Below are 22,696 nucleotides of genomic sequence, written 5' to 3'. Positions count from 1 at the left end.
TCACCTAGAAGTTACCCACCCCTGTGGGTCGAATGCGCGGCCTTGATACCGCATTTCAAAGTATAAACCCGATTGCTCATTGCCGCCGCTGTTGCCTGCAGTGGCAATGGTTTCCCCGGTCTTGACCAGGTCACCGGCGCGTTTCAATACCGACTGGTTGTTGCCGTAAATCGTCATGTACTGGTTGCCGTGATCGACGATGATCAGGTTGCCGAAACCGCGCAACCAGTCCGCGAAGACCACGCGTCCTGCTGCCACTGCCCGCACTTCCGCGCCTTCCTGGGCGCGCAGGAACAGGCCCCGGCTGGTCGGTCCGTCGCCGCGGCGGCTACCGAATTTCGATACCAGCTCGCCCCTGACCGGCAGATGCAATTGTCCGCGCAGGCTGGCAAAGGGCTTGCCGAAATTGTCCGCCTGCGGCTCGGGCAGCGTGTCGTTGCGGCCCAAGGAAGCCTGTTGCGGCGGTTCGTCATCATCGATGGCGTCGGCCGGATCGGGCATCTTCGGCGCCGGCTTGCCTTCCTTGGCGGCCTTGGCCGCTTCGGCGGCGCGCTTCTCGGCGCGGGCACGCTGTTCAGCCAAACGCTTCTCGCGTTCGGCCTTGGCTTTGGCCAATTGTTCCTGGCGACGTTTCTCGCGAGCTTCGGCTTCGGCCTTTTTCTGCTGCTCGATGATCTGCGCCAGCTTGTCCACCAGGCTGGAGAGGCGCTGCTGATCCTGCTCGATGCGGCCGGCTTCCTGGCGCTGGGCATTGAGTTTGGTGGAAAGCTGCGCAAGCAAGGTCTGGCGGCGGCCCTTCTCGCGTTCCAGTACCTTCTTCTGTTCCTGTTCTTCCTGGGCGATTTCATCCAGTTCGAACTTGGCATTCTGGGTCTCGGCCTTGTTGGCGCGGATCGCCTGCTGGTTGGCACGCAGGGTTTCAATCAGCTTGGCCTGGGCTTGCGAGACATAGCCCATGTACTGCAGCTCGCGATTGATGCGATTGGGATTGTCGCCGGAGAGCAGCAGCTTGATGCGGTCCTCGTTGCCGGCCACATATTGCTCGCGCAGCAGCTTGGACAGCTGCGCCTGCTGGGCGTTGACCAGCGCGGTCAGTTCGTTCAACTGCTTGACCAGCTGCGCCAGGCGCGCTTCAGTGGCCTGCTGCTCCTGCGCCAGATCGCGCAGCGAACGATTGGCTTTGGAGATCGCCTGTTCGGAAGCGGCCAAGGCATCGGCGGCATTGTCCTTGGCGGTCTCGGTCTGGTCGATATCGCGCTTGAGCGTAGTCAGGCGCTGTTGCAGGTCGGCCTGTTCCTTTTCGGCGGCCTGCTTCTGCCGGGTTCGCTCGGTGATCGGCTGGGCCTGCACCGCGGCACACAGCAGCAGACCGCAAGCCATCGTCGCCAGCAAGCGAAAGACTCCCCGCGGCGCGCCCGACAGGAGGGCGGAGCGCGCCGGTGGAATGCACTTTCCGGAAAGGGACGCCGCCTGTGCGGCGGGCGTCTTGCTGGAGCAACGCAGTTTTATTTCGACTTCCCTTGATTGGCCACGGCCTTGAGCGCTGCTTCAATGGCGGACTGGTCGCCCAGATAGTAGCTCTTGATCGGCTTGAGGTCGGCGTCCAGTTCATAGACCAGCGGCTGGCCGTTGGGGATGTTCAGGCCGACGATGTCGTTGTCGCTGATGCCGTCCAGGTACTTGATCAGGGCACGCAGGCTGTTGCCGTGGGCCGAGATGATGATCTGCTTGCCGGCGCGGATGGCCGGGGCGATGGAGTCATTCCAGGCCGGCAGCACACGCGCCACGGTGTCCTTCAGGCATTCGGTCAGCGGCACCTGCTCGCGCGAGAGGCCGGCGTAGCGGGCGTCGCCGAAGGCATCGCGCTCTTCGCCCGGGGTCAGCGGGTTGGGCGGGGTATCGTAGCTGCGGCGCCAGACCAGCACCTGCTCGTCGCCGTACTGGGCGGCGGTCTCGGCCTTGTTCAGACCTTGCAGGGCGCCGTAGTGGCGTTCGTTGAGGCGCCAGTCGTTCTTGATCGGGATGTACATCTGGTCCATTTCGTCCAGCGTGGTCCAGAGGGTGCGGATGGCGCGCTTCAACACCGAGGTGTAGGCCAGGTCGAAGGAGAAACCGGCTTCCTTGAGCAGCTTGCCGGCCTGGCGGGCTTCAGCCACGCCCTTTTCGGTCAGGTCGACGTCGACCCAGCCGGTGAAGCGGTTGGCCAGGTTCCAGGTCGATTCGCCGTGGCGCATGAATACGATTTTGTACATAGCAGGACTTGTATTGATGATGGATAAACCGCTGCGGCTGCCCCAAAGATCGACTACGCGAGACCGGGTGCACGCCTTAAACTAGACTGTTCGGTCCGGATGCAAACCGCGAATGCTTCTATTTTATAATGCCGGGATTCAGTAAACTCATTGGACTGCCGTGAAATTCATCATCGACAATATTTTCCTGATCGCCCTGGCCTTGGTCTCGGGCGGTGCGCTGCTGGTTCCCTACCTGCAGCAGCGCGGCAACAAGCTGAGCCTCTTGCAGGCCACGCAGATGCTCAACCAGGGCAAGGTGCTGGTGCTGGATGTGCGTGATGCCGAGCAATTCGCCACCGGCCACCTGCGCGACGCCCGCAACATTCCCTTGAAAGAGTTGCCGCAGCGCATCGGCGAGCTCGACAAGCTCAAGGGCCGCCCGGTCATCGTGGTGTGCCAGACCGGCACCCAGGCCAACCGTGCCGAAGCGTCGCTGAAGAAGGCCGGCTTCACCGAAGTCTACGGCTTGAACGGCGGCATCGCCGCCTGGCAAGGCCAGGGCCTGCCGCTGACCACCAAGGAGGCAAAATGAGCGCTCCCGTGACCATGTACTGCACCGCCGTGTGCCCGTATTGCATGATGGCCGAGCGTTTGCTGGCCAGCAAGGGAATCACGCAGATCGAGAAGATCCGCGTGGATCTCGAACCTCAGCAGCGTGAGCTGATGATGCAAAAGACCGGCCGCCGTACCGTGCCCCAGATCTATGTCGGCGACACCCATGTCGGTGGCTTCGATGACCTGAGCGCACTGGACCGTGCCGGCAAGCTGGACCCGCTGCTGCAAGCCTGACGCCAGGGCAGCACACTCCCCCCTATCGATTCACCGAACCTGAAAGAGATCCATGTCGGAACAGAACCAAGAAGCCCAACAGCAACCCGTTTTCCAGATCCAGCGCGTCTACCTGAAGGATCTGTCGCTGGAACAGCCGAATTCCCCGGCCATCTTCCTGGAACAGGAAGCCCCTTCGATCGAAGTGTCGGTGGACGTCGGTGCCGAAGCGCTGGCTGAAGGCGTGTTCGAATCGACCGTGACCATCACCGTGACCGCCAAGGTCAAGGACAAAGTCGCCTTCCTGGTCGAGGGCAAGCAAGCCGGCATCTTCGAGATCCGCAACGTGCCGGCCGAACAGCTGGACCCGCTGCTGGGCATCGGCTGCCCCAACATCATCTACCCGTACCTGCGCGCCAACATCGCCGACGCCATCACCCGCGCCGGTTTCCCGCCGGTGCACCTGGCCGAGATCAACTTCGAGGTGTTCTACCAGCAGCGCCTGCAGGCACTGGCCGAGCAACAAGGCGCGACCCTGGTCAACAACGGCTCCACCGCCGTCAACTGATCGGGTTTCACCCCCTGTCCGCCTGCCGGCCCGGCCGCATCCTCTGCGGCAGCCCGGCACGACAACGAGCCGCCGCAGCCTGTGCTGCGGCGCTTTCCCTTCTGCGGAGACCTTCACGATGAAACGCCTGCCCCTGATTCTTTGCGCAACCCTGCTCGGCGCCTTCATGGCCAAGGATGCCCTGGCCCTGGACTTCAAGTCGGTCGGCGCCTCGCCCGCCATCATGTATGACGCCCCGTCCGAAAAGGGCCGCCGCGTCTATGTCGCGCCGCGCGGCATGCCGGTCGAGGTGGTGCTGACCTATGGCGACTGGAGCAAGGTCAGGGATGCCGCCGGCACGCTGTCCTGGATCTCCTCCAAGGCCTTGACGCCCAAGCGCATGCTGGTGGTGTCGGTGGCCAATGCGCGCATCTTCAATGCTGCCGATGAAGGCAGCCCGGTGGTCTTCACGGCCGACAAGTCGGTCCTGCTGGAGATGCTGGAAAGCCCCAACAACGGCTGGGTCAAGGTCCGCCACCGCGACGGCCAGAGCGGCTTCGTGAAGGCCGGCGATGTCTGGGGCGATTGAGCGAAGAGCGGCCTGAGATGAAAATCACCATTCTGGGCGCTGGCGCATGGGGTACCGCGCTGGCCATTCCCCTGGCGCGCAAGCATCAGGTCGTGCTGTGGGGGCGCAATGCCCAGGCCATGAAGGCCGCCAGCGAGCAACGCGAAAACGGCCTCTACCTCCCCGGATTCGCGCTGCCGCCCGAACTGGCGGTGAGTTCGGACTTCGATGCCGCCGTGCGCCACGTCTGCGACGACCCATCCGATTCGCTGCTCATTGCCGCCTCATCGGTGTCCGGCCTGCGTGAGCTGGCGGGGCATTTGCGCGCCTATGCCATTCCCAACCTGGTGTGGCTGTGCAAGGGTCTGGAAGAGGGCACGCGCCTGCTGCCGCACCAGGTGGTGCAGGAAGTGCTCGGTTCAGGCGTGGCGGCAGGGGTGCTCTCCGGCCCCTCCTTTGCCCAGGAAGTGGCGCGCGGCCTGCCCTGCGCGCTGACCATCGCCGGTGCCGATGCGGCGCTGTGCGAGCGTGTGGTCGCGGCGGTGCATGGCAACAACATCCGTATCTATTCCAGCGATGATCTGGTGGGGGTGGAGATTGGCGGCGCGGTCAAGAATATCCTGGCCATCGCCACCGGCGTGGCCGATGGCCTGCAACTGGGCTTGAACGCCCGTGCAGCATTGATCACCCGCGGCTTGGCTGAAATCACGCGCCTGGGCGTGGCGCTGGGCGGACGTGCAGAAACCTTCATGGGACTCTCAGGGGTGGGCGACCTCATCCTGACCTGCACCGGCGACCTCTCGCGCAACCGGCGCGTCGGTCTGGGACTGGCTCAAAACAAGAAACTGGACGATATCGTCGCCGAACTCGGCCACGTGGCCGAAGGCGTGCGCTGCGCACAGGCCGTGCGGGCGCTGGCGCGCGAAAAAGGCATCGAGATGCCGATCACCGATGCGGTGGCGGCAGCCTTGTTCGACGGCGTGTCGGTGCAGGACATGGTGGCCCGGCTGCTGGCGCGGGATCCGCGCGAAGAAAGCCTGTAAGACAGCCACTCCCGCTCGCACACTGGGACAGGAGATTCACCAAACCTCACCTGAAAGTGAAGCGGAGAAAATGACAGCCGGAGCAGAAATGCCTCCGGCTGTTTTTTATCGCCCGAGAATTCGGAGAGGATTCAGGCGGGTTGTTGCCTGAATCCGCCCTGCTTCAACGCGCGATGATGTCGCTTTCCATCTTGGGACGCTTGAAGCGTTGCGGCGAACCGCCTTCGAGCGCGTCATCCATCTGCTTGGAGATCTTGTCGTAGCGCGCGCTGCAGTCATCATCCTGAGGGACGGCTTCTGCGCCCTTCAGGCGCTTGGCCAGACGGGTACTGCGCGCTTCCCCGCCCATGACGTATTGCTGGGCGGCGCGGCCGGCGTGGTTATTGTTCGTGGTCTTGTTGCGTTGTATGGCTTGCATCGTATTTCCTCTTACGTCGCTGACGCTCAACGTTCTTCCATCCTGAGTTGTTGTTCGGAAGAACACGCAGCGCCCCGGAAGATGTTGCCTGCTGCCTTGATTCCGGGAGACTGCTCCAGATACACAAGCACTGCGTTTCTTGACAGTGCTTTAGGTATGTAACGCCCGAGCGGCATTTTGGAATACGCGAAAAGTCAGTATTTTGTCAGCCAAATTGAAATTACTGCTCGCCGGCAAATTCATGCGGCTGCGCAAAAAATGACGCAAACCCGCTACCATCAAGGCTGACAGCGCTGTCAGAATGCGCAGGATTGTGCACTTTTGCTGAACAAAAAAAAGAGAAAAAAAATGTTGCGAAACGTATCTTCCTTCACGAGACGCATCAAAAATACGACGAAAAATTACCACGAAGAATATTTATCACCCGCTGCGACAACTCATCCGTGCACCGGCACGGGCAGACCGAGATCCGCCGGTACGAGTGAAAAAACCTTTGCATCGCGCGGCTCACCATGAAAGACCAGGCGATTGCGCGCCAGGCATTCCAGCGTGGCACCCGCCTTCTCCGCCACCCTCTGGCTACGCAGGTTGCCGGCCTGGGCCACGATTTCCAGGCGGGTGAGCCCGGTCCTGGAGAAGGCGAAAGCCGCCGCCGCCCGCGCGGCAAGGGCGGCGATGCCGCGGCCGGTGTAGCCCTCACGCACCCAGTAGCCCAGGTTGGCCATCTGGTTCAGCTGGCTGACCTGATTGATGGCCACCGAGCCGATCACCAGGCCGTTGCTGCGATCGATGATGTTGAAATCATAAGCCGCGTGTACATGCCATTGCTCGATGGCGCGCTGCAGGAACAGCTTGGCATCCAGCAGGCCGTAGTCAGGGGTGCACCAGGCTTCCCACTGGCCGATGGCATCGCGCGACTGGCGCACGGCGTCATACAGCGCCGGGGCCTCGCGCAGGCGGAGCGGGCGCACTTCGATGGCGCGGTCGCAGTAGATGATTTGCCGTTCACGGTCGATGGAGCGGAGCATGGGGTCCGTAGATGAAGTTTCTTGCAGATCTTACCGAAATTGGACGGTGCCGGAACTGTCCCTGCGGTCAGCCCAGTTGCGCCCGCAATTGCGCCAGATGGGTGATGACCGCCACTTCCGGGGGCAGCTCCGGATGCACGCCATGCTCCTGCAAGGCGATCACACTCATGCCCGCTGCCAGCCCGGCTTGCACGCCCGGCAGGCTGTCTTCCACCACGGCGCAGCGCCGGGGCGGGACGCCCAGGCGTTCTGCGGCGAACAGGAACAGGGCGGGATCGGGTTTCCAGCGTTGCACGTCGTAGGCGCTGAAGATGCGGCCGGCAAAATGCGGCAGCAGTCCGGTCACGCGCAGGCACAGCTCGATCTTGTGATGCGGGGCGTTGGACGCCAGGGCGAAGGGCAGGTGCAGCTGCTCAACCATCTCGACGGCACCGCTGATGGGTTGCAGGTGCTGCTCCAGCATGCCGCCCATGAGGGCGCGCAGCTCTTGCTCGAAGTGGTCAGGCAGGGTCTGGCCATGCAATTGCTCGATGTGCGAGATGCACCACTTCATGCTCACGCCGCGAAAACGCGCCAACGCCTCGTCGGGGCTGAGGGTGACGCCGTAAGTGGCCACGTACTCGGACCAGGCCCGGGCGGCCACCACTTCGCTGTCGACCAGGGTGCCGTCACAGTCGAAGATGACCAGTTCGGGCGCGGCAGGGGGCTGCTTCATCATTGCTCCTTGTTGTTCGGGGGCGTTGGCCGCCCTCTTCAAGGAGCCGCCAAACCCATCAAAGTTCGCCGTAGGAATGCAGGCCCGAGAGGAACATGTTCACTCCCAGGAAGGCAAACGTCGTCACCAGCAGGCCCACCAGCGCCCACCAGGCGGCGGTGCGGCCACGCAGGCCCTTCATGAGGCGCATGTGCAGCCAGGCGGCATAGTTGAGCCAGACGATCAGGGCCCAGGTTTCCTTGGGATCCCACGACCAGTAGCCGCCCCAGGCTTCAGCGGCCCACAGCGCGCCCAGGATGGTGGCGATGGTGAAGAAGGCAAAGCCGACGGCGATGGCCTTGTACATCACGTCATCCAGCACTTCCAGCGTGGGCAGGCGATCGGCCAGGATGCCGCGCTCGCGCAGCAGGTAGGCCACCGCCACCATCGCCGCCAGGGCGAAGGTGCCGTAGCCGATGAAGTTGGCCGGCACGTGGATCTTCATCCACCAGCTCTGCAGCGCCGGTACCAGCGGCTGGATCTCGGCCGCATCCCGCGAGACGGTATACCACATCAGGAAAGCGACCGCCGCCGTGATGACGGTCAGCACAAAAGCACCCAGCTGGCGCGTGGCGTAACGTTCTTCGTAGTACAGGTAAAAAAGGGCCGTAATCAGGCAGAACAGGACGAAAACTTCATATAAATTGGAAATGGGGATGTGGCCGACGTCCGGGCCGATCAGGTAGGACTCGTACCAGCGCACCATCATGCCGGTGAAGCCCAGCACCACGGCCGCCCAGCACAGGCGCGAGCCGATCGCGCTGCCGGTACCGGCGGTGGTGGCCAGGCCGCCCCAGTAGAACAGCGTGGAGAGGCAGAACAGCGCGCTCATCCACAGGATCGCGGACTGGCTGGAGAGCATGTACTTGAGGAAGAATTTCTTGTCCGCCAGTTCCAGCGCGCCGCCATACATGGCGATGGCCCCCAGAGAGAGCACGGCGATCACCAGCATCAGCAGGCGAACCGGCTTCCAGTGCCAGCCCAGCCAGGCGAAAGTCGGTGCGGCCAGCAGCAGCACGCCCTTCTCGTAGTAATCCATATAGCTGCCGAAGCGCCCGAAGGCGTACAGCGATCCGGCCACCAGTGCGGCGGCGTAGATCCAGTCGACGAGACTGAGCCGCCGGAAAAAGCCTTGCTCTTGCTCGTAGGCCTGGTTTGCTTGGGTCAGTTGCATTGCGTTCTCCACTGCTGCTGTCCCGGCACATGCGCAAGCCAAGCCTGCCCCATGTGCCGGGAGATCGCCGCCATTACCGGCGGCATGAAGGGTTCAGGCCGAGGGACCGGGGGCGGGCTGGCCCGCGCCGGTCAGACGGTCTTTCATCTGTTCGAATTCCTTGTCGAAGTCCAGCGTGCGGCGCTGCGTGCTCATGGCCAGCAGGGCCTGGCTGCCCTGGCCATCGGGACCGGGCTTGATCCAGATCCACAGGCGCCGTTCACGAATGTACAGCATCGCGAACACGCCCAGTACCAGGAACAGGCAACCCAGGTAGACCACCTTCTTGCCCGGTGAACGCGTCACCTGCAGCACTGAGGCCTTGATCTCCTGGAAACTCGTGAGCTGCAGGAGCACCGGTGCCGGATAGAAGGCCGCATCGGCCAGGGCATTGATGGCCAGCTGCAGATAGCGTCCGTGCTTCTCGTCGCTGGCCACCGGAGCGAGACCCTCTTGGGCGCGCGCAGCTTGCCACAGTTCCCACATGCTGCCGTTGAGGATCTTCATGAAGATGTCGGCGGCCTTTTCCTGTTCGGCCGCGGGCAGTTGCTCCAGGAAGCGCGTCACGGCGATGTAGCCGGAGACCTTGCCGTCGCCGGCAAAAATGGTCAGCCCGCGCAGGGCCGATTGTTCCAGTTGCTCGCGCAACACGGGCGAGGCTTCGCGCCCGCTGCTGATGGCCTGCCGCGCATAGCGGCGTGCGGCTTCCTGGCGCAAAGCCGGATTGGCCAAGGCCGCGCGCAGGCGCATCCACTCGGCGACGCTGTCGTTGTCATCGGCGGGAATGCGCAGGTAACGGAAGGGCTGGTCGGGCTGCTCGCGCATGCCTGCCAGGAAGACGTCGGCACCATCGATGGGCAAGGACTGCATGTAGTTGAAGTACTCACGCGCCTGCCCGGTCTTGTCGCGCAGCTTGTACTGCACGCTCGGGCCGACATTCTTGAAGTCCTTGCTGTTGGCATTCTTGGCACTGGAGCCGAGGTGCTTGTCCAGGCCGTCCATGAAGCCGCGATTGACATTCTTGCCCACGTTGACCGCGCGCGCATCGCCCGAGGTCGAGCCGGAGGCGGCGGCCTGCATGTTCTCGACGTTGAAGGGACGGAAGCCGCTCCACTCGATGGTGTAGTCACCGCTGCTGGAGGACAGCGGCGTGGTGCCGTTGACCTCGCCGGCCAGGTCGAAGTGGCTGTTGCTGCCGCCGCGCATCGGATAGGCGACCAGCTTGAGCTTGCTGCCGCCGTCCTCGAAGCTGGACTGATAGATCGCCACGCCCTTGTAGATCAGCGGTTCGTTGACCTTGATGGTGGCGGCGGTTTCCTTGCCGGTTTCATGGTCGCGCACCACCACTTCGCTGGCGAAGAGCTTGGGCATGCCGGTCGAGTAGAAGTCGATGATGAAACGCTTCAACTGGATGGTGAAGGGCAAGTCCTGGATCATCACGCCATCCTTCTGCGGGATGATGGCGGTGCTGCTGCTGGAGCCTTCAGGAATGAGCGTGTTGCCGCGGAAGGTCGGGTTGTTCAGGCCCAGGCGATAGCGTTCGGGGATCTCGGAAATGATGCCATTGCCGGCAAAGGCCGACTTGCCATAGAACCATTGCTGGAAGCGGATCGGCAGATCCGAATCGAGCAGGCCGCCCAGGCAGATGATGACGATGGCCGCGTGCGCGAAGATGTAGCCCCACTTGTTGGCCGCCCCCTGCTTGGCCGCCAGCAGCGTGCCGCCTTCCTTGTCGGCCAGCCTGGTCTTGTAGCCGCGCGCGCCGACCTGGCGCTGCAGCCACGCCGCAGCCTCGGCCGGGGCTTCGGCAGTCGTCCATTCATGCTTGTGATGGAAATTGCGCAGCGACTGCTCGCGCACGTTGTCGCGCCAGCTCTTCACATCGCGCAACATCTTCGGCGCATTGCGGGCGATGCACAGCGAGGTCGACAGCACCAGGAAGCCCATGATCAGCAGGAACCACCAGGCCGAATACACCGCATACAAACCGGCCTTGTTGAAGATCTCGAACCAGAACGGACCGAACTGGTTCACGTAGTTGGGCATCGGTTCGTTCTGCTTCATCACCGTGCCGATCACCGAGGCGATGGCAATCAGCGTCAGGAGGCTGATCGCAAAGCGCATCGATGAGACCACTTCGACGGCCTCGCCGAGCCAGCGCTGGCGAGTCCTGATCTGGATTCCTTGGGTACTGCTGCCCGTCGTCATATTCCTGCCTTACCGGACCGGGCCTGCCGGTTCCGCTTACCTGGGGGGATCTCCTTGCCGGTCGGCAAAGCGATGCGAACCCGGATTTTACCGCTCCGGGGGAAAGTCCGTGATACGCGCCTGCGTAGCCCGGGTATGCCGGGGCGATTATCTGGTCCGGCGGGGAGGGATCATGCCGTGTTGGACGATGTTTCACCACGACGTGCGTCAAGCTGCATGAAAAAAGGCGGCACGCCGGCCGCCTCTTTCCTTCCCGCGCCGTGTGGCGGCAGGCTGATTACTTCAGGCCGGCGATGTAGTCGGCCACGGCCTTGATTTCCTTGTCCGACAGGCGGTCGGCGATGGCGGTCATCTGGGCGCTGTTGGTGCGCGCTCCGCCACGGAAGTTGGTCAGCTGGGCCACCGTGTAATCCTGGTGCTGGCCGGCCAGGCGCGGATACTGGGCCGGGATGCCGGCGCCATTGGGGCTATGGCAGCCGGCGCAGGCCGGCACGTTCTTGGAGGCGATGCCGCCGCGCCAGATGTGCTTGCCCAGCTCGATGGTGTCCTTGTTCTTGGCGGCACCCGGCTTGGGCGCCTGGGCAGCCAGGTAGGCCGCGACGTTGTGGATGTCTTCATCCGAGAGCGCCTTGGCCAGCGGCGACATCACCGGGTTGTTGCGGTCAGGGGTACGGAAGTTGAGCAGCTGCTTGGCGATGTAGGCCTCGTGCTGGCCGGACAGCTTGGGATTCTGGGTGATGGTCGAATTGCCGGCTGCGCCGTGGCAAGACACGCAGGCCACGATGTTGCGGGCATTGTCGCCATTGGTGTAGAGGGCTTCCCCCTTGGCCGGATCGGCCTTGATCGGGGCTTTCTTGTCATCGGCCGCATGGGCCGCCGAGGACACTGCCAGCACGGCAGCAAGAACGGTATACAACAGTGGGGAAAAGGCACGGTTCATTCGTCACCCTAATACTTATTGTGGAATTGAGAGATTTTGCCCGTTCGGCGGCTGGCTGCCCCCTGCCCAAATGCCTGTTGTTTGACCTGTCTCCAATGGCCGCCATATTTTTTGCTTGCTTGGCGTCAACGAGGCGCTGGGTTTCGGGCCATTGTACAATAGCTTCTCCGCGTTTTTCCCTCCTCTTTCGGATTTCCCCCCACCATGTCGCAACTTTGGCAAGCCCGTTTCTTCACCACCGTCAATCACCTGCGGGACCTGCCCAAGACCAGTGTGCCGGAAATCGCCTTCGCCGGCCGCTCCAACGCCGGCAAATCCAGTGCCATCAACGTGCTGTGCAACCAGAAGCGCCTGGCCTTCGCCTCCAAGACACCGGGACGCACCCAGCACATCAACTATTTCTCGCTGGGCGGCGCCCACGTCGGCCAGCACCGCAATGACGAGGCGCGCCCCGACGAGATCCGCGCCATGCTGGTGGATTTGCCCGGCTATGGCTACGCCGAGGTCTCCGGCTCGGCCAAGCATCACTGGCAAGCCCTGCTGGGTGATTACGTGCGCCAGCGCGAGCAACTGGCGGCGCTGGTGATGATCGTCGATTCGCGCCGTCCCTTCACCGATCTGGATATCCAGATGATCGAATGGTTCGCCCCCACCGGCAAACCCATCCATTGCATCCTGAGCAAGGCCGACAAGCTCAACCGCAACGAATCCACCAATGCCCTGCGCCAGGCCCAGACCTTCCTGCAAAGCTATGTGGATGCGGATGGCCAGCCCTTCCCGTTCACGGCCCAACTGTTCTCGGCGCTGAAGCGTATCGGTCTGGACGAAGCCAACGACAAGATCCTGGAACTGGCCGGCCTGAACCAGCCAGTTGAGACGGCCGAACCGGTGGCCCCGGCTGCGCTGGCAAATGAAGGTGTTGGCAGCGCCGACACCAACACACCGCAAGCCTGATCGCCGACAAGGCAAGATCTTTCCAGACGGAGTACAACGCATGAATAAAAAAACCCCGGAGAACAGGGAAATTCTCCGGGGAAGAACGCCTTTCGCTTGCGCGATCAGCCCCGCTCAGGGAGGGAAGGGGAAGCGGGAGGTGAAAAAATCACCTGCCGCCAAGATAATGCAAGTCGCGGAAATTGGAGCAGATCTGTAATCAAAGGAATCAAATCTCCGAAGATAGCGATATTTGCCTCGAAATAATTCCAAGATGGCCTCAAATAACATCTAATTTTTGAAAGCTGACCTATGTCCTTGACCGATTTCAGTTCCAACGCCGGCTACCCTGCCCTGCGCATGCGCCGCATGCGCCGCGACGCCTTTTCTCGCGCCCTGATGGCCGAAAACGTCATCACCAGCGCCGACCTGATCTACCCCGTGTTTGTGCAGGAGGGCCAGAACCTGCGCACCCCCGTGGCCTCGCTGCCGGGCGTCGAGCGCCTGTCGCTGGATGCGCTGCTGCCGGTGGCCGAGGAATGCGTGAAGCTGGGCGTGCCGGTGCTGGCGCTGTTCCCGGTGATCGATCCGGCCCTGAAGACGCCCGACGGCATCGAAGCCACCAACCCCGACGGCCTGGTGCCGCGCGTGGTGCGCGCCCTGAAGGACCGCTTCCCCGAACTGGGCGTGCTGTGCGACGTGGCGCTCGACCCCTACACCAGCCACGGCCAGGACGGCGTGCTGGACGAAACCGGCTACATCCTCAACGATGAAACCATCGCGCTGCTGGTCAAGCAGGCGCAAACCCAGGCCGATGCCGGCGTGGACGTGGTGGCCCCCTCGGACATGATGGACGGCCGCATCGCCGCCATCCGCGCCATGCTGGAAACCCAAGGCCACATCTACACCCGCATCATGGCCTACTCGGCCAAATACGCCTCGGCCTTCTACGGCCCCTTCCGCGACGCCGTGGGCTCGGCCGCCAACCTGGGCAAGGGCAGCAAGGCCACCTACCAGATGGATCCGGCCAACAGCGACGAAGCCCTGCGCGAAGTGGCGCTGGACCTGCAGGAAGGTGCCGACATGGTCATGGTCAAGCCCGGCATGCCCTACCTGGACATCGTGCGCCGCGTGAAGGATGAATTCCGCGTGCCCACCTTCGCCTACCAGGTCAGCGGCGAATACGCCATGATCAAGGCCGCCGCCCAGAACGGCTGGCTGGACCACGACAAGACCATGATGGAAGCCATGATGGCCTTCAAGCGCGCCGGCGCCGATGGCGTGCTGACCTACTTCGCGCTGGACATCGCACGCAAGCTCAAGCAGGGCTGATCGGCCCATCGGCAGATCAGACAGATCAGGCAGGTGAAAAAAAACGCACCCCGGTCACCCGGGATGCGTTGAACATGGTCCGATCCACATCAGACTTCTTGCTCAAAACCTGGCGGGCGGCGGCTTCACCAGCGCCACCCGGCTTGATGCTTCATGGCGCCGCTGCGCTCACTTCCACAGTGCGCACTTGGATTCCGCCTTGGTCATGTAGGCTTGCTCGCCGGGGATGGTCTGCACCAGCTTGTAGTAATCCCATGGGCGCTTGGATTCGGAAGGTTTCTTCACCTCCATCAGGTACATGTCATGCACCATGCGACCGTCCGGGCGCACCACGCCATTGCTGGTGAAGAAATCCTTGATGCGGTTCTTGCGCAGGTAGTCCATGACCTGGTCGGCATCGGTACTGCCCACGGCCTTGACCGCCTTGAGGTACTGGCCCACGGCCGAAGCGTCACCGGCCTGGAACATGGACGGCATCTTCTTCATCTTCAGGAAGTAGCGATTGGCCCAGGCGCGGCTCTCATCGTTCAAGTCCCAGTACCAGCCATCGGTGAGGTACATCCCTTGCGTCATCTGCAGACCCAGCGAATGGGTATCGTTGATGAAGATCAGCAGGCCGGCCAGCTTCATGGTCTTGTTCACGCCGAATTCATTGGCGGCCTTGATGGCATTGATGACATCGCCCCCGGCCACGGCCAGCCCCAGGATCTGCGCCTTGGAGGACTGCGCCTGCAACAGGAAGGACGAGAAGTCCGACGTCGCCAGCGGCACGCGGGTCGCGCCGATGACATTGCCGCCATTGCTCTTGACGACCTCGCTGGTGTCCTTCTCCAGCGAGGTGCCGAAGGCATAGTCCGCCGTGAGGAAATACCAGGACTTGCCGCCCTGGCGCGTGATGGCCGCGCCCGTACCGCGCGCCAGGGCCGTGGTGTCGTAGGCGTACTGGACGGTGTAGGCATTGCACTCCTCATTGGTCTGGCGGGTGGTGCCGGCACCGACCGAGATGAAGACCTTCTTCTTCTCGCCCGCCACCTTGCCCATGGCCAGGCTGGCGGCCGAGTTCACGCCGCCGACCAGCATGTCCACGCCATCGCGGTCGAACCATTCGCGGGCCTTGTTGGCGGCGATGTCGGCCTTGTTCTGGTGGTCGGCAAAGACCAGTTCCACTTTCTTGCCGTTGATGGTGCCGCCGGCATCGGCAATGGCCATGCGGATGGCTTCGACGCCGCCCTGGCCGTCGAAGTCGGCATAGGTGCCGGACATGTCGGTGATGAAGCCGATCTTGATGGTGTCGCCCGCCGCCTGGGCGGATGGCAGGGTGGCTGCGCCCAGCAGGGCACAGGCGGCCGACAGCGCGGCGCGCCGGATGAATGCGGTCATGGGGTCTCCTCCTTTGGGGGTCCTGGAATGTGATTCTTGTTGCGACCCCGCAATCGAGTGCGGGGAAGGTCTTGCGGGACCGGCAGTGCCTCGCCGGTCCGGTCCTGCTTGTGGATGATCAGCCGACGGTAGCGCGCGTCTGTTCGCCATCGACCAGGCGCAGCAGGCCCAGCGGGTTGGCGTTCTGCAGCGCGGCCGGCAGCATCGCGTCCGGATAGTTCTGGTAGCACACCGGGCGCAGGAAGCGCTCGATGGCCAGCGTGCCCACCGAGGTGCCACGGGCGTCGGAGGTGGCCGGATAGGGACCGCCGTGGACCATCGCATCGCACACCTCGACGCCGGTCGGGAAGCCATTCAACAGCAAGCGGCCGGCCTTCTGCTCAAGGATCGCGATGAGGTCCTGGTTGCCTTGCAGGTCACCGATTTCGGCTTGCAGGGTGGCAGTCAGCTGGCCATTCATCTTGGCGGCGAAGTCCAGCAGTTGCTCACGGCTTTCCAGCTCGACGATCACGGTGGCGGGGCCGAAGACTTCTTCTTCCAGCGGCGCTTCCTTGGAGAACAGCAGGGCAGCGTCGGCCTTGAACAGGTGCGGGACGGCCTGGGTATAGCTGGTGCCGCCAGTGGCGATGACCTTCACGCCCGGCAGCTGGGTCAGGCGCGCTACGCCGCCGTTGTAATGGGTCAGGCCGCCGCTGTTGAGCATGGTGGCCGGGTTGGTGCCACCGAAGGCGGCCGACAGCTTCTCGATGAAGGCGGTCAATTCCGGCGAACGCACGCCCAGCAGCAGGCCGGGGCTGGTGCACAGCTGGCCCACGCCGACCGTGACGGAACCGGCCAGGTCCTTGGCGATGGCGTCACCGCGCAGCTTCAGGGCTTCGGACATCAGGATGATGGGATTGATGCTGGACATCTCGGCAAACACCGGGATCGGCTGCGGACGGGCGGCGGCCATGTCGCACAGGGCGCGGCCACCACGCAGCGAGCCGGTGAAGCCGACGGCCTGGATGCCGGCGCTCTTGACCAGTTGGGCACCGACGCGGTCGCCGTAGATCATGTTGAAGGTACCGGCCGGCATGCCGGTCTTCTTGACGGCGCGCTCGATGGCGTTGGCCACCAGTTCGGAAGTGACCAGGTGGCCGCTGTGGGCCTTGAACACTACCGGGCAGCCGGCAGCCAGGGCGGCAGCGGTATCGCCACCGGCCACCGAGAAGGCCAGCGGGAAGTTGCTGGCGCCGAACACGGCCACCGGACCCACGCCGATCTTGTACTGGCGGATGTCCGGGCGCGGCAGCGGCTGGCGTTGCGGCAGGGCGGTATCGATGCGGGCACCGTAGAAGTCGCCACGGCGCAGGACCTTGGCGAACAGGCGCATCTGGCCGCTGGTGCGGGCGCGCTCGCCGGCCAGGCGCGGGGTTGCCGGCAGGGCGGTTTCACGGGCCACGGCGGCCAGGAAGTCGTCGCCCAGGGCATCGATCTCGTCGGCGATGGCTTCCAGGAACAGCGCGCGCTGTTCAGCCGGAACGGCGCGGTACAGCGGATAGGCTTTCTCGGCCGCATCCACGGCGGCGGCGACTTCGTGCTCGGTGGCAGTCAGGAAAGGGGTTTCGAAGAGGGCACCGGTGGCCGCGTCCACGCTGTGCAGGGCGACGTCGCCCTGGCCGCTGCGCTGGCCGCCGATGTAGTTGTGTCCTAGGATCTTGTCGCTCACGTTGTGCTCCTGCTGGTGTCGTTGATGCCGCCCGGGGCCGGGTCAGGCAAGAAAGCTGCGCCCGCGCGAGGCAGGAGCAGCTGAGGGGGAAATGCGCAGCAGGCCCTTGGTGGCCTGCACGCGCTGTTCATTGTCGGCCATCACATGGATTGCTGCAGCATGTTCAGGTAATCCTGTTCCGAGGCTTCGCGCGGATTGGTCTTGTGGCTGTGGTCGGCCAGGGCACCCTTGATGATCTGCGGGAACAGGGATTCGCTCACGCCCAGCTCGCGCAGCCCGGCCGGCAAGCCAAGGCGGCGGCTCATGTCGCGGATGGCCGGGCCGATCCCGGCACCGCTGGCCAGGCCCATGGCGTGGGCCATGCGCGCCATCTTGTTGTCCTTGACCATGCTGGGCGCGCTTTCGTTGAAGGCGATGATGGCCGGCAGGAAGATCGCGTTCAGGGTCCCATGGTGCAGCTTGGGATTGATGCCGCCCAGCGAGTGCGACAGGCTGTGCACGCAACCCAGCCCCTTCTGGAAGGCCATGGCGCCCTGCATGGAGGCGCTCATCATGTTCAGCCGCGCTTCGCGGTCACCCGGTTCGCGCGTGGCGCGTTCGATGTGCGCCCAGGCGCGCCACAGGCCGTCCAGCGCGATGCCGTCGGCAGGCGGGTTGAAGGCCGGGGCCATGAAGGTTTCCAGGCAGTGGGCGATGGCATCCATGCCGGTGGCAGCGGTCATCAGCGGCGGCAGGCCCAGGGTCAGTTCGGGGTCGCAGACGGCCAGCTTGGGCACCAGGTGCGGCGAGATGATGCCGACCTTGCGTCCATCGTCGAGGATCAGGATGGCGCCCCGGCCGACTTCGCTGCCGGTGCCGGCGGTGGTCGGGATGGCGATCACCGGTGCGGTCTTGGCGGTGATGTTGGCCAGGCCGCCTTCGATGAGCGCAAAGGATTTCAGCGGGCCTTCGTGGGTGCCGCAGACGGCCACGCCCTTGGCCAGGTCGATGGAGGAACCGCCGCCAACAGCCACGATGCCATCGCAGCCATGCTCGCGGAACAATGCCACGGCAGCGCGCACGGCACCCTCATTGGGGTTGGGCGGGGTCTGGTCGTAGACCACGGTGGCGGCACCGTCCTTCAACTGGCCCAGGACCTTGTCCAGCAAGCCGGCGTTGCGGATGCCCGGGTCGGTCACCAGCAGCGGCTTCTTGATGCCCAGGCGGTCGCATTCCTGCTGCAGCAGCGCCAGTGCGCCGTAGTCGAACTGGACCTGGGTAATGTAGTTGATGAGTGCCATTACATAGCCTTGATTTATAGATGTCTCCACCGGGTCCGCCATCGGCGGGCTTGCTCCGAAACCCTGCAGAAGCCGGTGCTTCCCAATGGGGTCCGGCTTTGGAAAGCCAGACTCTAAGCCATCAAGGGGCGCTTGGCTAATGAGAGCTGTTGATATGGGTATAACCAGCGCTCATACTAGCGGCTTCTTTGGGGATCACTTCCATGCACACCACCTTGCCCTCGCTGGCCTCCATCACTTCGCGCCTGCACCTGCGGCAGTTGCGGCTGCTCATTGCACTGTCCGACCATGGTTCCCTGCTCAAGGCGGCCGAGCAGGTGGCGCTGACCCAGCCGGGGGCCAGCAAGGCCTTGCAGGAGATCGAAAGTACGCTCGGAGCGCAATTGTTCACCCGTACCAATCGCGGACTGGAGGCCACCGAGCTGGGCCATTGCGTGATCCGCTATGCGCGGCTGATCCAGACCGACCTGACCCACCTGCGTGAAGAAATGTTATCCATCATGCAAGGCCACGGCGGACGGCTGGCGGTGGGCACCATCATGGGCGCGGTGCCGTTGCTCACCGATGCGCTCACGCAATTGCTGGAGGCGCATCCGACCCTGTCCGTGGAGATTGTGGAAGACACCAGCGCCCGCCTGCTGCGCCTGCTGGACCAGGGGCGGCTGGACCTGGCGATCTGCCGCACCAGCATCAGCCAGCGCCCGGACCTGTATGACGCCTTCAACATCCATGAGGAAGAGCTGGCTGTGGTAGCCAGCGTGCAGCATCCGCTGGCTGAAGCGAGCAGCCTGCAACTGGCGGACCTGGCCGATTCGCGCTGGGTGGTCTATTCGGCCAACATGCCGATGCGGCTGACGCTGGAGCGTGAATTCCATGATGCCGACCTGCGCTTTCCGCTGCACCTGATGGAGACCACCTCGGCCTTCACCACCTTGTCGCTGCTGCAGAAGAATCCGCACTTCGTGGCGCTGCTGTCGGTGGATGTGGCGCAGTTCTGCACGCGCTTCGGCATGACGCGCATCCTGCCGCTGAAGCTGCATACGCGCAGCGAACCCTATCAGCTGGTGACGCGGCGCGGTACGCTCCTGTCGCCGGTGGCGCGGTTGTTCGTGGATGGATTTGGGCGCGGGGTGGCGGCGCCGGGCTGACTCAGCCGAGTCAATCGAATCGCCGAATCCATGCGAGGGTTTCTTCTTTCTTGTCCAGACCCTGCGGGACACGGAACAGACCGCTGCGGTATGTCTCAAACCGGATCGCTTTGGTATAGCGGGCCACCAACCTGTAGGCCTCCGGAACCTCATCACGCCAGGTGTCGCCGATTTGCGGCGTGGCCCCGGCCTGGATCACCACACCGCCGGGATAATCGTGCACCTGGCACACCGGCTCCAGCGCCGCACGCATCTTGTCGCGCCCACCCAATTCTTCAACCAGCGCATCACACAGCACGGTCAGCCAGTTCACGCATTTGATGCGGTTGTGAATCTGTCGGGCCTGCAGGGAAAACTGCACCCCATCTTGGAAGTCGAACCCTGGAAAACGTTTGAACAGTTGTTGGGTGTACTCGCTATTTTGGTCGTTCTCGAATATGAAGGCACACCCTGCACTACCGTGTACCGGCTGGCAAATAGCGCACCAGCGCAATGTGGCGGCCAGCAGCACCTCGAAGTTTGGCTCGCCCTGCCCGTTACAGATTTGGAAATGAGCGGTTACGCAGGAAAGCTCGTGTTCTTCTGCGCGGGAGACCAATACGTCGGCGCGGTACGGATCAACATGGTCAATCTTCACGCCAATGTCCACCATGCCCATGAGTGCCGCGCCGTAACCATTTAGCGGTGGAAGGTCAATATCGGATTGAATACGGCCGCGAGGGTCGCCAGAGAACTTGACTGCCCGTCTCGTGTCTCGGGCCAAAAAGCGGTTTACCTTGTCCGGAAAAGTCTTCCAATAATCCACCAAGAATTCCAGAGCACGCTGGCGTAGCACGGGCTGATCAGTGGGAGACATATACAGATCGGCCCCCAGGCCGAATTTGCAGGCGACGGCATCGGTGTTGTAGGGCAGAGGGAAAGCAATCTTGTCGAAAATGCAGATACCGCCTTCGCGCTGCACAAGTTCAGCTATGGTTTGATTGATGTCCATGGGGGTCTCATTCTCTTGGTTGATGGTGCGGCATGAGGGCGAGCAATTACCGCTTCAGCCCTCTCACCTAACCCGACTCAATCGAATCGCCGAATCCACGCGAGGGTTTCTTCTTTCTTGTCCAGACCCTGCGGGACACGGAACAGACCGCTGCGATATGTCTCGAACCGGATCGCTTTGGTATAGCGGGCCACCAACCTGTAGGCTTCCGGAACCTCATCACGCCAGGTGTCACCGATCTGTGGAAAGGCTCCAGCCTGGATCACCACTCCGCCTGGGTAGTCGTGCACCTTGCACACCGGCTCCAGCACCGCACGCATCCTGTCGCTTCCTCCCAATTCGTCAACCAGCGCATCACACAGCACGGTCAGCCAGTTCACACATTTGATGCGGTTGTGAATCTCTCGGGCCTGAAACGAGAACGCCCCCGTATCTTGGAAATCGAACCCCGGAAAGCGTTTGAACAGTTGTTGGGTGTACTCACTCTCTTGGTCGTTCTCAAATATAAAGACAAACCCGGCACTGCCATGTAGCGGCTGGCAAATAGCGCACCAGCGCAATGTGGCAGCCAGCAGCACCTCGAAGTTTGGCTCGCCCTGATCATTGCAGATTTGAAAATGGGCGTTTACGAAGGAAAGATTGTTCTCTTCTGCGCGGCGGACCAGCACGTCAGAACGGTACGGATTCACATTGTCAATCTTCATGCCAATGTCGACCATGCCCATCAGCGCCGCGCTGTAACCATATTGCGGCTGACGGTCCATATCGGTTTGAATACGGACACGAGGGTCGCCAGAGAACTTGACAGTGCGAGTCGTTTCGTCGGCCAGGAAGCGGTCGACCTTGTCTGGAAAGGTCTTCCAGTAATCCACCAAGAACTCAAGTGCGCGATGGAGTAGCAGGCGCTGATCAGTCGGCGACATGAACAGCTCGGCACCGAGACCGAATTTGCAGGCGACGGCGTCGGTGTTGTAGGGCAAAGGGAAAGCAATCTTGTCAAAAACGCAGATACCGCCTTCGCTCTGCACAAGTTTAGCTATGGTTTGATTGATGTCCATGGGGGTCTCATTCTCCTGGTTGATGGTGCCGCATGAGGGCGAGCAATTACCCCTTCAGCCCTCTCACCCAATCCATGTCAATCGAAGCGCCGAATCCATGCGAGGGTTTCTTCATTGTCGTCCAGACCCTGCGGGACGCGGAACAAACCTTCGCGGTATGCCTCGAACCGTATCGCTTTGGTATAGCGGGCTACCAACCTGTAGGCTTCTGGAACCTCATCACGCCAAGTGTCGCCGATCTGGGGAGAGGCTCCGGCCTGAATTACCACTCCACCGGGGTAGTCGTGCAACTTGCACACTGGCTCCAGCGCTGCACGCATCTTCTCGCGTCCTCCCAATTCTTCAACCAGCGCATCACACAGCACGGTCAGCCAGTTCACACATTTGATGCGGTTATGAACGTCTCGGGCCTCCAAGGCGAACCATCCTCCATCCTGGAAATCAAACCCCGGAAAGCGTTTGAACAGTTGTTGGGTGTACTCACTCTTTTGGTCGTTCTCGAATACGAAGGCACACCCTGCACTACCATGTACCGGCTGGCAAATAGCGCACCAGCGCAGTGTCGCGGCGAGCAGCACCTCGAAGTTTGGCGTGCCCTGGCCGTTACAGATTTGAAAATGAGCGGTTACACAGGAAAGCTCGCGTTGTTCTGCGCGGCGGACCAGTACATCGGCTCGGTACGGATTAACGTTGTCAATCTTCATGCCAATGTCCACCATGCCCATGAGCGCCGCGCCGTAACCATTTAGCGGTGGAAGGTCAATATCGGCTTGAATACGGCCGCGAGGGTCGCCAGAGAACTTGACTGCGCGGGTCGTGTCTCGGGCCAAAAAGCGGTTTACCTTGTCCGGAAAAGTCTTCCAATAATCCACCAAGAATTCCAGAGCACGTTGGCGTAACAGGGGCTGATCAGTCGGCACCATATAAAGCTCGGCCCCCAGGCCGAATTTGCAGGCGACAGCATCGGTGTTGTAGGGCAGAGGGAAAGCAATCTTGTCGAAAATGCAGATACCGCCTTCTCGTTCTATAAGTTCGGTAATGGCTTGGTTGATGTCCATGTGAAGTTATTCCTGGTTGATAGTGCG

At 62.5% G+C, this 22,696-nt stretch carries 22 protein-coding genes; 8 read left to right on the top strand and 14 right to left on the bottom strand.

What is annotated here, in order from left to right; translation table 11 throughout:
* Both ACWFUC_RS05955 and gpmA read right to left on the bottom strand, forming a co-directional pair.
* On the bottom strand, window positions 1–1,380 hold the full coding sequence (locus tag ACWFUC_RS05955; RefSeq protein WP_134221065.1) for a murein hydrolase activator EnvC family protein: 1,380 nt from the start codon (window positions 1,378–1,380) through the stop codon (window positions 1–3).
* Between the two features lie 125 nt (window positions 1,381–1,505).
* Window positions 1,506–2,252, bottom strand: coding sequence for a 2,3-diphosphoglycerate-dependent phosphoglycerate mutase (gene gpmA, locus ACWFUC_RS05950; RefSeq protein ID WP_006464885.1), 747 nt, complete (start codon window positions 2,250–2,252; stop codon window positions 1,506–1,508).
* A gap of 160 nt (window positions 2,253–2,412) precedes the next feature.
* Here gpmA and ACWFUC_RS05945 point away from each other — a divergent pair, with 160 nt between their 5' ends.
* The 5 genes from ACWFUC_RS05945 to ACWFUC_RS05925 all read left to right on the top strand — a co-directional run bounded on the left by ACWFUC_RS05945 (window position 2,413) and on the right by ACWFUC_RS05925 (window position 5,220).
* Window positions 2,413–2,826 carry a rhodanese-like domain-containing protein gene (locus ACWFUC_RS05945; protein ID WP_489624370.1) on the top strand — a complete coding sequence of 138 codons (414 nt, stop codon included), beginning with the start codon at window positions 2,413–2,415 and terminating at the stop codon, window positions 2,824–2,826.
* Window positions 2,823–3,083 carry a glutaredoxin 3 gene (grxC, locus tag ACWFUC_RS05940; protein ID WP_034340510.1) on the top strand — a complete coding sequence of 87 codons (261 nt, stop codon included), beginning with the start codon at window positions 2,823–2,825 and terminating at the stop codon, window positions 3,081–3,083. The genes ACWFUC_RS05945 and grxC overlap by 4 nt, the downstream gene beginning before the upstream one ends.
* A gap of 52 nt (window positions 3,084–3,135) precedes the next feature.
* The gene (secB, locus tag ACWFUC_RS05935) at window positions 3,136–3,630 is read left to right on the top strand and encodes a protein-export chaperone SecB (RefSeq protein WP_013232209.1); all 495 of its coding nucleotides are present in this window, start codon (window positions 3,136–3,138) and stop codon (window positions 3,628–3,630) included.
* A gap of 118 nt (window positions 3,631–3,748) precedes the next feature.
* Window positions 3,749–4,198 (top strand): SH3 domain-containing protein, encoded by a 450-nt coding sequence (locus ACWFUC_RS05930; RefSeq protein WP_039789605.1) that lies wholly within the window; start codon window positions 3,749–3,751, stop codon window positions 4,196–4,198.
* Window positions 4,199–4,215: 17 nt separating this feature from the next.
* Complete coding sequence (locus ACWFUC_RS05925) at window positions 4,216–5,220, top strand: NAD(P)H-dependent glycerol-3-phosphate dehydrogenase (protein ID WP_489624369.1); 1,005 nt, start codon at window positions 4,216–4,218, stop codon at window positions 5,218–5,220.
* A gap of 163 nt (window positions 5,221–5,383) precedes the next feature.
* On the opposite strand, the gene ACWFUC_RS05920 is transcribed toward ACWFUC_RS05925, so the two are convergent.
* The 6 genes from ACWFUC_RS05920 to ACWFUC_RS05895 form a co-directional block, all read right to left on the bottom strand.
* Window positions 5,384–5,638 carry a hypothetical protein gene (locus ACWFUC_RS05920; RefSeq protein WP_034340521.1) on the bottom strand — a complete coding sequence of 85 codons (255 nt, stop codon included), beginning with the start codon at window positions 5,636–5,638 and terminating at the stop codon, window positions 5,384–5,386.
* 437 nt (window positions 5,639–6,075) lie between these two features.
* Entirely contained in the window at window positions 6,076–6,666 is a 591-nt protein-coding gene (locus ACWFUC_RS05915; protein ID WP_489624368.1) for a GNAT family N-acetyltransferase, read from the bottom strand.
* A gap of 67 nt (window positions 6,667–6,733) precedes the next feature.
* Window positions 6,734–7,381 (bottom strand): HAD family hydrolase, encoded by a 648-nt coding sequence (locus tag ACWFUC_RS05910; protein ID WP_489624367.1) that lies wholly within the window; start codon window positions 7,379–7,381, stop codon window positions 6,734–6,736.
* Between the two features lie 58 nt (window positions 7,382–7,439).
* The gene (ccsB, locus tag ACWFUC_RS05905; RefSeq protein WP_121037747.1) at window positions 7,440–8,594 is read right to left on the bottom strand and encodes a c-type cytochrome biogenesis protein CcsB; all 1,155 of its coding nucleotides are present in this window, start codon (window positions 8,592–8,594) and stop codon (window positions 7,440–7,442) included.
* Between the two features lie 93 nt (window positions 8,595–8,687).
* Window positions 8,688–10,841, bottom strand: coding sequence for a cytochrome c biogenesis protein ResB (locus tag ACWFUC_RS05900; protein WP_489624366.1), 2,154 nt, complete (start codon window positions 10,839–10,841; stop codon window positions 8,688–8,690).
* Between the two features lie 277 nt (window positions 10,842–11,118).
* The gene (locus ACWFUC_RS05895; RefSeq protein ID WP_039789612.1) at window positions 11,119–11,781 is read right to left on the bottom strand and encodes a c-type cytochrome; all 663 of its coding nucleotides are present in this window, start codon (window positions 11,779–11,781) and stop codon (window positions 11,119–11,121) included.
* A gap of 204 nt (window positions 11,782–11,985) precedes the next feature.
* Between ACWFUC_RS05895 and yihA the strand changes: the two genes are divergently transcribed.
* Both yihA and hemB read left to right on the top strand, forming a co-directional pair.
* Window positions 11,986–12,735, top strand: coding sequence for a ribosome biogenesis GTP-binding protein YihA/YsxC (gene yihA / locus ACWFUC_RS05890; RefSeq protein ID WP_034340536.1), 750 nt, complete (start codon window positions 11,986–11,988; stop codon window positions 12,733–12,735).
* A 291-nt stretch (window positions 12,736–13,026) separates the two neighbouring features.
* Window positions 13,027–14,046, top strand: coding sequence for a porphobilinogen synthase (hemB, locus tag ACWFUC_RS05885; RefSeq protein ID WP_489624365.1), 1,020 nt, complete (start codon window positions 13,027–13,029; stop codon window positions 14,044–14,046).
* Between the two features lie 168 nt (window positions 14,047–14,214).
* Here hemB and ACWFUC_RS05880 read toward each other — a convergent pair whose 3' ends face one another.
* From ACWFUC_RS05880 to ACWFUC_RS05870, 3 genes are all read right to left on the bottom strand, one after another.
* Window positions 14,215–15,426, bottom strand: coding sequence for an ABC transporter substrate-binding protein (locus ACWFUC_RS05880; RefSeq protein ID WP_204726241.1), 1,212 nt, complete (start codon window positions 15,424–15,426; stop codon window positions 14,215–14,217).
* 118 nt (window positions 15,427–15,544) lie between these two features.
* A complete protein-coding gene (locus tag ACWFUC_RS05875; protein ID WP_121037732.1) occupies window positions 15,545–17,134 on the bottom strand; it encodes an aldehyde dehydrogenase (NADP(+)) in 1,590 nt (529 codons plus the stop codon).
* A 140-nt stretch (window positions 17,135–17,274) separates the two neighbouring features.
* Entirely contained in the window at window positions 17,275–18,414 is a 1,140-nt protein-coding gene (locus tag ACWFUC_RS05870) for an iron-containing alcohol dehydrogenase (RefSeq protein WP_489624364.1), read from the bottom strand.
* Between the two features lie 203 nt (window positions 18,415–18,617).
* Between ACWFUC_RS05870 and ACWFUC_RS05865 the strand changes: the two genes are divergently transcribed.
* Window positions 18,618–19,562, top strand: a complete 945-nt coding sequence (locus tag ACWFUC_RS05865) for a LysR family transcriptional regulator (RefSeq protein WP_134221055.1) — start codon at window positions 18,618–18,620, stop codon at window positions 19,560–19,562.
* A gap of 10 nt (window positions 19,563–19,572) precedes the next feature.
* Here the strand turns inward: ACWFUC_RS05865 and ACWFUC_RS05860 are convergent, their stop codons facing one another.
* The 3 genes from ACWFUC_RS05860 to ACWFUC_RS05850 form a co-directional block, all read right to left on the bottom strand.
* Window positions 19,573–20,553, bottom strand: coding sequence for a type VI immunity family protein (locus ACWFUC_RS05860; protein WP_205703739.1), 981 nt, complete (start codon window positions 20,551–20,553; stop codon window positions 19,573–19,575).
* Between the two features lie 77 nt (window positions 20,554–20,630).
* Window positions 20,631–21,611: a type VI immunity family protein gene (locus tag ACWFUC_RS05855; RefSeq protein WP_489624363.1), complete on the bottom strand. Its 981-nt coding sequence runs from the start codon at window positions 21,609–21,611 to the stop codon at window positions 20,631–20,633.
* Between the two features lie 77 nt (window positions 21,612–21,688).
* Window positions 21,689–22,669 carry a type VI immunity family protein gene (locus tag ACWFUC_RS05850; protein WP_489624362.1) on the bottom strand — a complete coding sequence of 327 codons (981 nt, stop codon included), beginning with the start codon at window positions 22,667–22,669 and terminating at the stop codon, window positions 21,689–21,691.
* Window positions 22,670–22,696: the final 27 nt, after the last annotated feature.

It is taken from the genome of Herbaspirillum sp. Her4 (assembly GCF_057961335.1).
This window is presented reverse-complemented; position numbering and strand designations above follow the sequence as displayed.

Coding starts and splice junctions, on each gene's coding strand:
- ACWFUC_RS05955 (WP_134221065.1), bottom strand. CDS start 1,380: ATGGCTTGCGGTCTGCTGCTGTGTGCCGCGGTGCAGGCCCAGCCGATC.
- gpmA (WP_006464885.1), bottom strand. CDS start 2,252: ATGTACAAAATCGTATTCATGCGCCACGGCGAATCGACCTGGAACCTG.
- grxC (WP_034340510.1), top strand. CDS start 2,823: ATGAGCGCTCCCGTGACCATGTACTGCACCGCCGTGTGCCCGTATTGC.
- secB (WP_013232209.1), top strand. CDS start 3,136: ATGTCGGAACAGAACCAAGAAGCCCAACAGCAACCCGTTTTCCAGATC.
- ACWFUC_RS05930 (WP_039789605.1), top strand. CDS start 3,749: ATGAAACGCCTGCCCCTGATTCTTTGCGCAACCCTGCTCGGCGCCTTC.
- ACWFUC_RS05925 (WP_489624369.1), top strand. CDS start 4,216: ATGAAAATCACCATTCTGGGCGCTGGCGCATGGGGTACCGCGCTGGCC.
- ACWFUC_RS05920 (WP_034340521.1), bottom strand. CDS start 5,638: ATGCAAGCCATACAACGCAACAAGACCACGAACAATAACCACGCCGGC.
- ACWFUC_RS05915 (WP_489624368.1), bottom strand. CDS start 6,666: ATGCTCCGCTCCATCGACCGTGAACGGCAAATCATCTACTGCGACCGC.
- ACWFUC_RS05910 (WP_489624367.1), bottom strand. CDS start 7,381: ATGAAGCAGCCCCCTGCCGCGCCCGAACTGGTCATCTTCGACTGTGAC.
- ccsB (WP_121037747.1), bottom strand. CDS start 8,594: ATGCAACTGACCCAAGCAAACCAGGCCTACGAGCAAGAGCAAGGCTTT.
- ACWFUC_RS05900 (WP_489624366.1), bottom strand. CDS start 10,841: ATGACGACGGGCAGCAGTACCCAAGGAATCCAGATCAGGACTCGCCAG.
- ACWFUC_RS05895 (WP_039789612.1), bottom strand. CDS start 11,781: ATGAACCGTGCCTTTTCCCCACTGTTGTATACCGTTCTTGCTGCCGTG.
- yihA (WP_034340536.1), top strand. CDS start 11,986: ATGTCGCAACTTTGGCAAGCCCGTTTCTTCACCACCGTCAATCACCTG.
- hemB (WP_489624365.1), top strand. CDS start 13,027: ATGTCCTTGACCGATTTCAGTTCCAACGCCGGCTACCCTGCCCTGCGC.
- ACWFUC_RS05880 (WP_204726241.1), bottom strand. CDS start 15,426: ATGACCGCATTCATCCGGCGCGCCGCGCTGTCGGCCGCCTGTGCCCTG.
- ACWFUC_RS05870 (WP_489624364.1), bottom strand. CDS start 18,414: ATGGCACTCATCAACTACATTACCCAGGTCCAGTTCGACTACGGCGCA.
- ACWFUC_RS05865 (WP_134221055.1), top strand. CDS start 18,618: ATGCACACCACCTTGCCCTCGCTGGCCTCCATCACTTCGCGCCTGCAC.
- ACWFUC_RS05860 (WP_205703739.1), bottom strand. CDS start 20,553: ATGGACATCAATCAAACCATAGCTGAACTTGTGCAGCGCGAAGGCGGT.
- ACWFUC_RS05855 (WP_489624363.1), bottom strand. CDS start 21,611: ATGGACATCAATCAAACCATAGCTAAACTTGTGCAGAGCGAAGGCGGT.
- ACWFUC_RS05850 (WP_489624362.1), bottom strand. CDS start 22,669: ATGGACATCAACCAAGCCATTACCGAACTTATAGAACGAGAAGGCGGT.